General features: G+C 69.3%; 8 protein-coding genes and 1 pseudogene. 4 read left to right on the forward strand and 5 right to left on the reverse strand.

Annotated elements, in window-relative coordinates; all coding sequences use genetic code 11:
* Nucleotides 1–188 precede the first annotated feature (188 nt).
* The 3 genes from ACWDTS_RS14675 to ACWDTS_RS14685 all read left to right on the forward strand — a co-directional run bounded on the left by ACWDTS_RS14675 (nt 189) and on the right by ACWDTS_RS14685 (nt 5,918).
* The gene (locus ACWDTS_RS14675) at nt 189–2,201 is read left to right on the forward strand and encodes an alpha-1,4-glucan--maltose-1-phosphate maltosyltransferase (protein WP_248673994.1); all 2,013 of its coding nucleotides are present in this window, start codon (nt 189–191) and stop codon (nt 2,199–2,201) included.
* Nucleotides 2,202–2,287: 86 nt separating this feature from the next.
* The gene (gene glgB, locus ACWDTS_RS14680) at nt 2,288–4,441 is read left to right on the forward strand and encodes a 1,4-alpha-glucan branching protein GlgB (RefSeq protein WP_450118479.1); all 2,154 of its coding nucleotides are present in this window, start codon (nt 2,288–2,290) and stop codon (nt 4,439–4,441) included.
* Between the two features lie 28 nt (nt 4,442–4,469).
* Nucleotides 4,470–5,918 (forward strand): metallopeptidase, encoded by a 1,449-nt coding sequence (locus ACWDTS_RS14685; RefSeq protein WP_450118473.1) that lies wholly within the window; start codon nt 4,470–4,472, stop codon nt 5,916–5,918.
* 72 nt (nt 5,919–5,990) lie between these two features.
* Here the strand turns inward: ACWDTS_RS14685 and ACWDTS_RS14690 are convergent, their stop codons facing one another.
* Together ACWDTS_RS14690 and ACWDTS_RS14695 are read right to left on the reverse strand one after the other, a co-directional pair.
* Nucleotides 5,991–6,878: a tetratricopeptide repeat protein gene (locus ACWDTS_RS14690; protein WP_450110007.1), complete on the reverse strand. Its 888-nt coding sequence runs from the start codon at nt 6,876–6,878 to the stop codon at nt 5,991–5,993.
* Between the two features lie 93 nt (nt 6,879–6,971).
* Nucleotides 6,972–7,331, reverse strand: a complete 360-nt coding sequence (locus ACWDTS_RS14695) for a DUF3817 domain-containing protein (RefSeq protein WP_420752989.1) — start codon at nt 7,329–7,331, stop codon at nt 6,972–6,974.
* A gap of 491 nt (nt 7,332–7,822) precedes the next feature.
* On the opposite strand from ACWDTS_RS14695, the gene ACWDTS_RS14700 reads away from it, so the two are divergent.
* On the forward strand, nt 7,823–8,752 hold the full coding sequence (locus tag ACWDTS_RS14700) for an alpha/beta hydrolase (RefSeq protein WP_231611303.1): 930 nt from the start codon (nt 7,823–7,825) through the stop codon (nt 8,750–8,752).
* Between the two features lie 95 nt (nt 8,753–8,847).
* On the opposite strand, the gene ACWDTS_RS14705 is transcribed toward ACWDTS_RS14700, so the two are convergent.
* The 3 genes and pseudogenes from ACWDTS_RS14705 to ACWDTS_RS14715 all read right to left on the reverse strand — a co-directional run.
* Nucleotides 8,848–9,678 (reverse strand): alpha/beta fold hydrolase, encoded by an 831-nt coding sequence (locus tag ACWDTS_RS14705; protein WP_450118474.1) that lies wholly within the window; start codon nt 9,676–9,678, stop codon nt 8,848–8,850.
* 113 nt (nt 9,679–9,791) lie between these two features.
* Nucleotides 9,792–13,076 carry a protein kinase domain-containing protein gene (locus ACWDTS_RS14710; protein ID WP_450118475.1) on the reverse strand — a complete coding sequence of 1,095 codons (3,285 nt, stop codon included), beginning with the start codon at nt 13,074–13,076 and terminating at the stop codon, nt 9,792–9,794.
* 259 nt (nt 13,077–13,335) lie between these two features.
* Nucleotides 13,336–13,506 (reverse strand): annotated as a pseudogene (locus ACWDTS_RS14715) (acetyl-CoA C-acyltransferase); the annotation flags it as partial.

Genomic DNA, 13,506 nt, shown 5'->3' on the forward strand with positions numbered 1-13,506 from the left:
CTGTGACGTCCGTCCGGGTGCCGAACCGCCGCCGGGCGGGCCGGTGAGCGCCCCGCGGATTCCCGCGCGGGACAGGCAAACCGGCCGCATGGTCGGCCCTGAATCCGCACCTCGATTACGGTTGAGTGCGAACCCACCGCGCGGTTCGCGTCCGGTTCCCCACCGGCCCGACACGGAACGGAGTACATGTGACAGGTCGTCTCGCCATCGACGACGTCCAGCCCCAGATCGCGGGTGGACGCTATCCGGTCAAGGCCGTCGTCGGCGAAGTCGTGCCGGTGTCCGCGGTGGTGTGGCGGGAGGGGCACGACGCGGTCGCCGCGACACTCGCCGTGCGCGGACCGGGGACCGATCCGGAGACCGAGGGCAGGCTCGTCCGCATCCCGATGGTGCCCGGGACGATGCCCGACACCTTCCACGCGACGTTCACCCCGACCAGCCCGGGTACGTGGAACTACCGCGTGGAGGCGTGGAGCGATCCGGTGACGACCTGGCGGCACGCGGTGGATGCGAAGATCTCCGCCGGTCAGGGCGCCGAGGACCTCGCGAACGACCTCGAGATCGGCGCCGCGTTGTTCGAGAAGGCCGCGAAGACGGTGCCGCGCGGCAACCGGCCCACGCTGCTCGCCGTCGCCGCGGCGCTCCGGTCGCCGCGGGCGCTCGCGGAACGGGTGGCGCCGGCCTTCGCCGCCGACATCACCGAGATCCTGCGCGCGCATCCGCTGCGCGAGCTGGTCACCCGCGGGCGGGCGTACACCGCGCTCGCGGACCGCCGACGCGCCCTGTTCGGCTCCTGGTACGAGTTCTTCCCGCGGTCGACGGGCGGCTGGAACGAGGACGGCACCCCGCGGCACGGCACGTTCGCGACCGCCGCCGCGGATCTGCCGCGGATCGCGGCGATGGGCTTCGACGTGGTGTATCTGCCTCCGATCCATCCGATCGGCAAGATCAACCGCAAGGGACCGAACAACAGCCTCGTCGCCGGCCCCGGGGACGTGGGTTCGCCGTGGGCCATCGGATCCGACGAGGGTGGCCACGACGCGATCCACCCGGAACTGGGCACCGATCGGGACTTCCGCGACTTCGTCTCCCGCGCAGCCGAACTCGGCCTCGAAGTGGCATTGGACCTGGCTTTGCAGTGCGCGCCCGACCATCCGTGGGCGGCGGAGCATCCCGAGTGGTTCACGGTGCTGCCGGACGGCACCATCGCCTACGCGGAGAACCCGCCGAAGAAGTACCAGGATATCTATCCGGTCAACTTCGACAACGACCGCGACGGCATCTATGCGGAGGTGCTGCGCGTGGTGCGGCACTGGGTCGACCGCGGGGTGAAGATCTTCCGGGTCGACAACCCGCACACCAAGCCCCCGGACTTCTGGGAATGGCTGATCGCCGAGGTCAAGCGCACCGATCCCGACGTACTGTTCCTGTCCGAGGCATTCACCCGGCCCGCCCGCATGTACGGGCTGGCCCGCCGCGGATTCACCCAGTCCTACACGTACTTCACGTGGCGGGAAACCAAGTGGGAACTCACCGAGTTCGGGCAGGAACTGGCCGCGAAGGCGGACGAGGCCCGGCCGAACCTGTTCGTGAACACCCCGGACATCCTGCACGAGACGCTGCAGCGCGGCGGCCCCGGCATGTTCGCGCTGCGCGCGGCTCTGGCCGCGACCCTCGCCCCGACGTGGGGGATGTACTCCGGGTACGAGCTGTACGAGCACGTCGCGCTGCGACCGGGCAGCGAGGAGTACCTGGATTCGGAGAAGTACCAGCTGCGGCCCCGACGGTTCGAGGAGGCACGCCGCCGCGGTGAATCGCTGGAACCGTGGATCGCGGCGCTGAACCGGATCCGCCGAGCGCATCCGGCGCTGCAGCAGCTGCGCAACATTCATTTCCACCACATCGACAACGACGCGCTGATCGCCTACTCGAAGTTCGATCCGACGACGGGAGACGCGGTGCTCACCGTCGTCAACCTCGATCCGTACGCCGCCGAACAGGGCACTCTGTGGCTGGACATGCCGGCGATCGGACGGGACTGGCACGAACACCTCACCGTCCACGACGAGGTCAGCGGGGAGGAATACCACTGGGGCCAGGCGAATTTCGTTCGACTCGAGCCGTGGCGGGCCGTCGCCCACATTCTCGTGTTGCCCCCGATCGGGGTGCCTGCGCGCACCACCCTCGCCTACAGGAGGTAGCCGTGACCCCGGAGAAAGGTTCCACCCCGAACCGAGCGGACTCCCCCGCCGTCTCGACCCGCCGGCACGCGCCGGCACCCGATGATCTGGCGCGCCTCGCCGCCGGTGAACATCACGACCCGCATTCGATTCTCGGGGCGCACCCGCACGCGGAGGGCACCTTGATCCGCACGCTGCGTCCCGGCGCGGAGAAGGTCGCGGTCCGCATCGGCGGCGTCGACCACCCGCTCGAGCCGGTCGGGTCCGACGTGTTCAGCGCGCTAGTTCCGGTGCACGATCCGGCCGACTACCGGCTGGTGGTGACCTATCCGTTCGACCACACCGTCGTCGTCGCCGACGGTTACCGGTTCCTCCCGACGCTCGGCGAACTCGATCTGCACCTGTTCGCGGAGGGCCGCCACGAACGGCTGTGGGAGATCCTCGGCGCGCACCCCCGCTCGTACGACACCCCGGACGGCACGGTCACCGGCACGTCGTTCGCGGTGTGGGCGCCCGCGGCGCGCGGGGTGACGGTGACCGGCGACTTCGACATGTGGGGCGGACGGACCGCACCGATGCGGGTGCTCGGGTCGAGCGGCGTGTGGGAACTGTTCGTCCCCGACGTCCACCCCGGCGCTCTGTACAAGTTCCGGGTGCACGGTCGCGACGGCTCGGTGCGCGAGAAGGCGGATCCGATGGCCTACGCGGCCGAGGTCCCGCCCGCGACCGCGTCGGTGGTGACGACGTCGCGGCACACCTGGCAAGACGACGAGTGGCTCGAAGCGCGGGCAGGCTCCCAGCCGTGGCAGGAACCGATGAGCGTCTACGAGGTGCATCTCGGATCCTGGCGGCCGGGCCTGGGCTACCTCGAACTGGCCGACCAGCTCGCCGAGTACGTGACCGAGACCGGGTTCACCCACGTCGAGCTGCTGCCCGTCGCCGAGCATCCCTTCGGTGGCTCCTGGGGTTACCAGGTCACGTCGTACTACGCCCCGACCTCCCGGTTCGGCACGCCGGACGAGTTCCGCGAGTTCGTCGACCGGCTGCACCGGGCCGGGATCGGCGTGATCATGGACTGGGTTCCCGCCCATTTCCCGAAGGACGACTGGGCGCTCGCCCGGTTCGACGGGAGCCCGCTGTACGAGCATCCCGATCCCACGCGCGGCGAGCAGCTCGACTGGGGCACCTACGTGTTCGACTACGGCCGGCGCGAGGTCCGCAACTTCCTGGTGGCCAATGCCCTCTACTGGGTCGAGGAGTTCCACATCGACGGCCTGCGGGTCGACGCGGTCGCGTCGATGCTGTATCTGGACTACTCGCGGCCGCACGGCGGCTGGACCCCGAACATCCACGGCGGTCGCGAGAATCTGGAGGCGGTGGCATTCCTGCAGGAACTCAACGGCACCGTGCACAAGCTGCATCCGGGTGTGGTCACCATCGCCGAGGAGTCCACGGCGTGGCCCGGGGTGACGCGCCCGACCAACGTGGGCGGGCTCGGGTTCGACATGAAGTGGAACATGGGCTGGATGCACGACACGCTCGGCTTCGTCTCCCGCGATCCCGTGCACCGCACCTACCACCATCACGAGATCACCTTCTCGCTGATGTACGCGTGGAGCGAGAACTTCATGCTGCCGATCAGCCACGACGAGGTCGTACACGGCAAGGGCACGCTGTGGACCCGGCTACCCGGCGACGACTTCACGAAGGCAGCGGGACTGCGCACCCTGCTGGCGTACATGTGGGCGCACCCAGGCAAGCAGTTGCTGTTCATGGGACAGGAATTCGGACAGGTCGCGGAGTGGTCGGAGGAACGGGGCCTGGACTGGTGGCAGCTCGACGACGAACACACCGGTGCCCTGCACGGCGGGATCCGGCAACTGGTCGGCGACCTCAACCGCACCTATCGCGACCATCCCGCGCTGTGGACGCTGGACACCTCCCCCGGCGGGTACTCGTGGATCGACGCGAACGACGCGGTGAACAACGTGCTCAGTTTCCTCCGGTACGGCAGCGACGGCTCGATCGTCGCGTGCCTGTACAACTTTTCCGGGAGCACTCACGCCGACTATCGTGTCGGATTACCCGAAACGGGTCGGTGGGTGGAAATCCTCAACACGGATGCGACCGCCTACTGCGGCAACGGGACCGGAAATCTCGGTGCCGTGACGGCGACGGCGCACTCCTGGCACGGGCGCCCGGCATCGGCTCGGGTGACCCTGCCCGCCCACGGTGCGATCTGGCTGGCACTGCACCGGTGACCGCGGTCCTCCGACGACAGGAGCGATCGTGACAAGGACGGGCTGGGCTGCGCGGTTGGCGCTCGGAGCGCTGGCGACTGCCCTGCTGGCGGGGTGTGCGGGCAAGGTCGAGGGCACTGCCGTCTCGATCTACGACAACCCCTTCACCGTCGCCGGTCTGCCCGTGTCGTCCGGCCCGTCCGGTCCCCGAGGTGGGGTTCCGGACGCGGAGGTCACCATCGTGAACGGCGACGGCGGCGAGGTCGACGCCCTGGTGGGCAACGCGATCACCGACATCGAGGCGTACTGGGAACCCACCTTCGGGTCGATCGCGAAGGGGTCGTTCGAACCCGTCTCGACGCTGCTGTCCTGGGATCCGTCCGAACGCCGCGGACCCGATTTCTGTGGCGAATCCACCTTCGACTTCATCAATGCCGCGTACTGCGCCGGCGACGACGTGATCGGCTGGGACCGGGAGTTCCTGCTGCCCGAACTGATCGACACGTTCGGTCCGATGTCGGTGGTGATGGTGCTGGCCCACGAGTACGGGCACGCCATCCAGTACAAGTCCGGCATCGTCTCCGACGACGACCCGGGCATCGTGTTCGAGCAGCAGGCGGACTGTTTCGCCGGCGCGTTCATCCGCCACGTCGCCGAGGGCAACGCGGAGCACTTCCAGCTCAACACCTCGGACGGGCTCAACTCGGTGCTCGCGTCGATGGTGCTGTTCCGCGACATCGATCCCAACGATCCCGATGCCGTTCACGGTTCGGCGTTCGAGCGCGTCACCGCCATGCAGATCGGGTTCTCCGACGGCGCCCGCTCCTGCACCCGCATCGACGCCGCCGAGATCGAGTCCCGCCGCGCCGATCTTCCGCAGTTCTTCGACAGCAGCGACGACGGGGAGCTTCCCGTCACCGCCGACTCCGTCCAGCAGATTCTGCGCTCGTTCGACCACGTGTTCGATTTGTCGTCGCCGCCCGAGCTGGATCTGTCCGGTTCCGATCTCGGCTGCCCCGACGCGAAGGCGACCGCACCGGTGTCCTACTGCCCGGCGACGAACACGATCGGCGTCGATCTGGAGGAGCTCGCCGAACGCGGGGCTGCTCCCGAATCCGGGTCGGGTCCGTTCGAGGCGGACGTCCGCGGCGACTACAACGCCTATGTGCTGCTCGCCTCGCGATACGCGCTCGCAGTGCAGCGGGAGGCCGGGGCATCGTTGACCGACCCGCAGACCGCGCTGCGGACGGCGTGCCTGGCCGGCGCGATCAGCGCTGCGCTGAGCCCGACGAACACCGACCTGACGAACAACCCGGACGAGGACCTGGTGTGGTTGTCACCCGGGGATCTCGACGAGGCCGTGTCCGGTCTGCTCAGCGACGGTCTCGCCGCGAGCGACGTCAACGGCAACACCATTCCCAGCGGCTTCGCGCGCGTCGACGCCTTCCGCACCGGTGTGCTCCGGGGTGAGGCGGGCTGCACCGGCCGCTACCACTGACGGCAGTGACAACAGGCGAACGGCCTGGCCACGGCAGTGCCGTAGCCAGGCCGTTCGCCTGAGTGCCGGTGTTCAGTACAGCGCGGACGCCAGCTTCCGTCGCGCGGCGACGACGAACGGCTCGGCGGGATCGAAGAGCTCGAACAGCTCCAGCAGCCGGGTGCGCGCGGCCGTCTTCTCGTCCCCGGCGCTGCGGGCGACGAATGCGATCAGCCGGGCGAAGGCCTTCTCCGGGTCCTGCGCGAACAGCTCGGCGTCGGCGGCGGCGAGCTGGGCGTCCAGGTCGGCCGGCGCGGCGTCGGCACGCTCGATCGCGTCGGCGGGCACCTCCTGGGCGCGCGCGAGGAACCGCACCTGGCGCACCGCGGCGAGCGCCTCGGTGTTGTTGGGCTCGGAGTTGAGGATCAGGTTGTAGGCGGCTTCGGCACCGGCCAGGTCGCCGGCGTCGAGCGCCTGCTCCGCCGCGACGAACCGCGGGTCGGGCGGGGTCTCCTGCGGTTCGCCCGTCGGCGGACCCGACAGCTTCCCGGCAACCGCGTTCTGGATCGCGCCGATCCATTCACGCAGCGCCGACTCGGGCTGCACCCCCTGGAAGTCGGCGAGCGGCTGGCCGGCGGCGATCGCGACGACCGTCGGCACCGATTGGACGCCGAACGCCTGGGCGATGCGCGGGTTGGCGTCGACGTCCACCTTCGCGAGCACCCAGGTGCCGCCGCCCTCGTGCGCGAGCTTCTCGAGGACCGGGGACAGCTGCTTGCACGGCTGGCACCAGGTCGCCCACAGATCCACGATGACCGGGACCTGCATGGAACGCTGCAGCACCTCGGCCTCGAACGTGGCCTCGGTGACGTCGATGACGGGCGCGAGCCCACCGGGGGCGGCGCCGTCGCCGGACGGGGGCGGGGGTGGGGGCGCGGACGCCCTTTCCTTCAGCGGTGCGAGATCCACCGCGCCGGAGATCGCCGCTGCTGCCGCGGCGGAACGTGCTGGACGGGAACCGGGTCGAGTCACGCCGTCCAGTCTGTCACGTTTCGGGGGTAGCTCGCCGCCCGGTCAGGACAGTGCGGGTTCGGTTTCGCGCGCCGCGGAATCGGAAAGCTCGCCGAGGCGGCCTGTGCGCACCGCCCAGCGCTCGAAGACGACGGTGCCGAACGGCGGGACACTCGAGACCAGCGCGAGGAAGGTCGTCTTCAGGTCCCACTTGAGCGACCACGCGGTTGCGAGCGCGACGACGACGAACAGCATGAATCCGGCGACCCCGTGCACCATGCCCGGAATGCGGATGGCCTCCTCGTGTCCGAGCACCCACTTGAAGAACATCGCGATCAGCAGGGCCAGCCAGGTGATCGCTTCCCAGATCGCTACGAGCCGGAATCGCTTCGCGGGGGTGGACAGGTCGAGGAGGTTCGTCATGGTCGCCATTGTGCCCGAGTCCTACGACGACCCGTCGTTGCCGTGAGAGACGTCACCGTCCCGCCGCGGTGCGCCGGGGACGGTGACGGGTGTAAAGGCCACTGCACCTGTAGAGGACGCTGCACCGGCCGGCGCATCCCCCGTGGGCGAGAAACAGGTACCTCACGCGGGTCATTCGACCGGTGCGGGACCTTTCGCCCCACGCGACCATATGTCCTGCCAATGAGCTGCCACCCATCGCGAATTCCGGGTTCTCCACTGCTCCGACACCGCTCGCCGACGCACTCCGGACCGGCCCTCGCATGACCGCACGGAAGGGACTTGCACCGATGACGACGATCGCGACGACCGGCCGGCCCCTGGAGCCCCACGATGTGGGCGGCGGTGGCGCGCAGGAGGGGCCAGCAGTCCATCACCGGCCGACACTCGTGCATCGGCGGCATTTCCCGGGTACCAGCGTGCAGGCGCGACTCCTGTCCCGATCGGTCCGGATGACCCTGCGCCCCGTGCTGTCACTGTGGGCGCGCGCGTCCGCACTGCCGTGGCCTGCCGACTTGATCGACTCGGTGGGAAATCTGTTGCCGCCGATCGACGGCACCCGATGCCGGCCCGCGCAGCTCCCGAACTGCGAGGGACTCTGGGTCGAAGCCCCCGACGTCGGTTCCGACCGCGTCGTCCTCTACTTGCACGGCGGCGCTTTCCTGTGCTGCGGAGTCCGCACCCACCGGCGGCTCGTCTCGCGAATTTCCGCCGAGGCGCAGGCGCCCGTGCTGATGGTCGACTACCGCATGCTGCCAGCCCACTCGATCGACGACGCGATCGACGACAGCGTCGACGGTTACCGCGCGCTGCTGGCCGCGGGCTGGCGTCCCGAGCAGATCGTGATCGCAGGCGACTCCGCGGGAGGCTACCTGTCGTTCATGGTGCCGCTGCGCCTCCGCGACGAGGGTCTCCCCGCGCCGGCCGCGGTCGTGGCACTGTCGCCGCTCACGGAGTTGGATCCGGGTCGCAAGCTGGCTCACCCCAACGCGGATCGATGCGCGCTCCTGCCGGTCAGCGCCGCGGCGGAACTCTTCAGGCTGGCCCGGAACATCGAGGCACGGAAAGCCACGGACCCGGGCGCGCAGGCCCGGATGTGCCCGGTGGATCACGATCTTCGCGGCATGCCCCGCACGCTGATCCAGGTGGGTTCGGACGAACTGTTGCTGCCGGATGCCGAAGTGATGGCAGAGCGGCTGGCCGAGGCCGGCAGCGAATGCGACCTGCAGATCTGGGAGCAGCAACTGCACGGGTTCCAGTCGGCGGCAGATCTCCTGCCCGAGTCCAGGCGCGCGATCACCGAAATCGGCCTGTTCATCCGGCATGCGGTCCCGGACGGACAGTTCGACGCGGGGCGTCCGGGTGACTCCTTCGATTCGTGACCGCGAGGCAGTGCGGGCAGCGCAGCGCCCGCGTGTCGGATGACAGGTCGCCCGGGACGCGTGGTCTCAGGCCCGGCGAGCGGCGAGACCGGTACTCATTGCTCGCCCCTGGGCGGCAGCCAGTCGAGGACGGTCCGCATCGCGTTACCGAAATAGTCCGGTGCGGTGATCGGCCAGTCGTGGCCTCCCGCGACCGTGAAGACCGGTGGTCTGCCCAGGGAATCCCGGAGCGCTTCGAGACGTGCACGCGTGATCAAGCGGTCGCCGCGGCTCCACACCAGTGACACCGGCAGGGGTCGTGCGGCGATCCGGTTCAGCTCGGGTACCAGGTACCCGCCCGAAGTGAGCGGAGCGCTGGGCCGGATCGGCCGGGGATCTCGGACGCTGTTGCAGATGGTGGCCGTGTGACGTGGCAGGACGGTCGTGGCACGCATCCGGAGCGGCAGGGACTTCCTGTCACCGACCTGGGACCCGGCACTCCTGATCTCCGGCCACGGCCCTCCGCCCACCGAGTTCACCAGGACGAGGCGTGCAACGCGATCCGGATCCGCGTCGGCGGTCTGGATGGCGATCGCTCCCCCGAACGAGTGCCCGACGAGAGTCACGGGACCGAGATCGGCGGCGCCCAGGAACCGACCGAGCCAGGCAGAGCAGTCCCGCAACGTCCGTCGATCGAGTGGACGGCCCGCCACTCCAGCGAAGCCCGGTATCAGCGGGGCGTAGACACGGAAACGGCGGGCAAGCCGTTCGAGGGCGTGACGGTACGTCAAAGGTGTCGATCCCCCACCCGGAACGAAGACCAAGGGAGATCCTTGTCCGAGCACGCCACACACCCCCGTCCCGGCGTCGAGTCGAACAGTTGTCCAGGGCATCGCCGCAGGGTGATCGGCGGCTGGGGTGATCGGCGAGAGGTGTCGGTGCTGCATCGGGTCGGCCTTCGATCGAAACGGTGAGGCGAGTCACACGATGCCGTCACCGCCGCGCGGAAGCGACGGCCGAAATACCTGGAGACATACCTGTATCTGCAGGTTCCCGGTGCCTAGTCGTGCGACTGCTCCGCAACCCAGGCCGCGACCTGTGCCCGGGAGGTGAATCCGAGTTTGGCCAGGATGTGCTCCACGTGACCCTGTGCGGTGCGCGGGGAGATCACCAGGCGACGGGCGATGGCCTGATTCGTCAGGCCTTCCCCGATGAGGTCCGCGACCTGGCGTTCCCTCTTGGTCAATCGCGCCGGCGCATCGGTTCTCGACGGGGAGGCGGCCGGTGGTCGCTCGTGGAGGGCGTAGGCGATGGCCGCGTCGAACCCGAGTTGCTCCCCTTCCCGATGGGCGGCCTCGAAGGCCCTGTCGCCGAGTGTCTCCCGGGTCCTGCGGGCACATTCGTCGTGGTGGACAACCAGTGTCGAGTGAATGATCGGAGAGATGCCGACCTCCTGCGCCAACCCGTCCGCGGCGCCCATGAGAACGGCGGCCCGACGCGCATCGCGTCGGTCGAAGCTGATCCAGGCCAGCGCCTCGAGGCAGGCTGCCACGTTGTGGGGATTGCGGACCTGCCGGGAAATCTGCAGTGATTCTTCGAGGATCGGGACCGCTCGATCTGCGTCACCCTGCTGCCACAGAACAACTCCGAAGGCGAACAGCGAATACGTTCTGTAGATCTTCTCCCCGTGCATTCCGGTGATCTCGAGGGCCCGCTCGTGGCATTCGATCGCCTGCTCGGTCAGTCCGGACAGCCCGTAGGCCGTCGCGAGTGCGACCAGGGCGGAGATCTCGGACGCCCGTTCTCCGCATGCGCTGAACCCTGCACGGGCGGATTCGAACTGGGAACACACATGTTCGAGATCACCGCTGAGGAGACCGAGCGTGCCTTCGGCGAAGGACACGTACGCGCGGATCAGGGGGTCGGTGGTCTGCGCGGCGAGCATGCGTCCTTGCTCGACGAGCGCTGCCCCGACGGGGAAGTCCCCCAGGAAGCCCACCACCACGCTCGCCGTGTAGATCGCCTTGACCCATTCGAAGGTGAGTGGGCCGCTGTAACGAGCCAGCAGCCGGTCGTACCAGCGCCACGCCTCGCTGTAGAGGCCCTGGGAGGTCCAGAACCTGAACAGCGCGGCGGCGATCCGCAGCCCCGCGGCAGGATCGTCCTCGAGACTGAATTCGAGGGCCTCGCGCAGGTTCGGTTGTTCCTGTTTCAGGCGGGCGATCCAGTCGAGCTGACGGGCGCTGATCCAGTCGGCTTCCGCCTCCAGCGCCATCGCCTCGAACCGGTCCCGGTGCCGGCGACGCACGGCCACGGCCTCACCGGACTGCTCGAGCTTCTCGGCGCCGTAGTCCCGCAGCGTCTCGAGCATCCGGAATCGCACCACCGACCCGGTTTCCTCCCGGATCAGGATCGACTTGTCCACCAGGGAGGTCAGCGTGTCGAGGACCTCCCCCGCCGCCAGACCCTCGCCGCACACCTGCTCGGCCGCGTCGAGGTCGAAACTGCCCGCGAACACCGACATCCGGCCCCACACCAGTTGTTCGGTTGGGGTGCACAACTCGAAACTCCAGTCGATGCACCACCGCAGGGTCTGCTGCCGCGTCGGCACACCCCGGCTGCCGCGGGTCAGCAGGACGTAGCGGTCGGTCAATCGCTCGAGGATCTGCTCGGGCGACAGCGCCCGCAATCGGGCCGCGGCCAGCTCGATCGGCAGCGGTAACCCGTCGAGCCGGTGACAGATCCGTGCAACCGTCGCCGCGTTCTCCTCGGTGAGCGAAAAACCCGGCACGGCGGCTGCAGCCCGGTCGACGAACAACTTCACCGCATCGAAGCGGGACAGCGCCCGTACCGAGGACGGCCCCTGCTCCGGGTCCGGCACCGCCAGCGGAGGAATAGCCAGCACCGCCTCCCCGCCGAGCCCCAACGGCTCACGGCTGGTGGCGAGAACCCGCACTCCCGGACACCGTCGCAGCAGCAACTCCACCAGATCGGCGACCGCGTCGACCACGTGCTCGCAGTTGTCGAGCACCACCAGCACCTGCCGCGGGATCAGGAACTCGACCAGCACCTCCCACCTCTGCCTGCCCGACTGATCCCGCAGCCCCACCGCCGCGGCCACCGCGTCCACCACCGCCGCCCCGTCGTTCAGCTCACCGAGCTCGACCAGCCGCACCCCGTCGGCGTAGTCGCGCTGCACCGCCGACGCCACCCGCACGGCCAGCCGCGTCTTGCCCACCCCGCCGATCCCGGTCAACGTCACCAGCCGCGAACCGGTCAGCAGGTTCTTCGCCGCGGTGAGCTCGTCCCGGCGGCCGACGAAACTGGTCAGATCCAGCGGCAGATCACCGGTCGCGCCCGCCGGAACGGACACCGCGAACCCACGGCCCGGCGGTACTCGCTCGGCATCCCCGAGTGACCCGGGTCCTCCGACCCCGCCCTCGCTCTCGGTGGGCAGGGCCATCTCGTCGACCGGGAAACCGTGGTGGCGCTGCAGCAGCCGCAGCTCCTCGCCGAACTCGGCGGCCGTGGCCGGACGCTGGTCCGGGGTCCGGGCCATCGCCCGCGCAATCAGGGCGGACACGTCCTCGGGGATCCCGTGCTCCCGCAGGTCGGGTACCGGTTGCGAGGTGATCCGCAGGAACTGCGCGACCACCTGTTCGCCGCTGAGCCGTTCGAACGCGGCGTGGCCGGTCAGCGCACTGAACACGGTGGCGCCGAGACCGTAGACGTCGGCCGCCGGGCCGGGCGGATCCCCGGCCAGCACCTCCGGCGCGGTATAGGCCGGCGACCCGGTCACGGTGCCGGTGGCGGTGCGGAAACCGCCGGCGACCTGCGCGATACCGAAGTCGGCCAGCTGGGGTTCGTCGTAGTCGGTGAGCAGAATGTTCGCGGGTTTGACGTCGCGGTGCACGATCCCGAGGCGGTGCGCCGACTCGATCGCACCGGCCATCTTCACCCCGAGCCGCAGGGCCTGATCCAACCGCAGCGGACCCCCGAGGCGGATCCGCGCTTCCAGGGACCCGTGCCGGTGGTACGGCATCACGAGATAGGGGCGGCCGCTGCCGGTGGTGCCGACCTGCAGGATGTGGACGATGTTCGGATGCCCGGTCAGCCGGCCCATCGCCTGTTGCTCCCGGAAGAACCGCGCCCGGTTCTCCTCGTCGAGATCGACGGTGAGCACCTTGACCGCCACCGTGCGATCCAGATCCGTCTGGGTGCAGCGGTAGACCGCCCCGAACCCGCCGCGTCCGATCACCTCGACATCATCGAAACCGGCGCCGGCCAGCTCCCCTGCCGGGTCGGCCGGGAACCTCTGTGTGTCGACCGGATCCGCGTCACTCATCGGAACGTGCTACTCACTCCGCCGACTCGCAGTTCCCGCGTGCCGGTCCCGACGGCTCGACCGGCGCACGTTCCCTCCGTGACGCCACCTCCCGAGGCGTGCTCTTCAGGATATAGCCACGTGCTGGTCCGCCACGGGCCTTCGACAGCCCGGAACGGCGGAGGACCTCCGGCGGTCGGAGCCGTGAGACTCGTCACGCCGAAGGTCCTCATCCGGAGCGCACGTCGTGTGCCCTCCGCAGCCTTGTGGAAGCCGGGAACTACGCCTTGGGCACGCGCACGATCAGGGCGTCACCCTGACCGCCACCACCACACAACGCGGCCGCCCCGACCCCACCACCGCGACGCTTCAGCTCCAACGCCAGGTGCAACGCGATCCGCGCCCCGGACATCCCCAACGGATGCCCCATCGCGATCGCCCCACCGTTGAC

This window comes from Rhodococcus sp. NPDC003383, assembly GCF_053589115.1.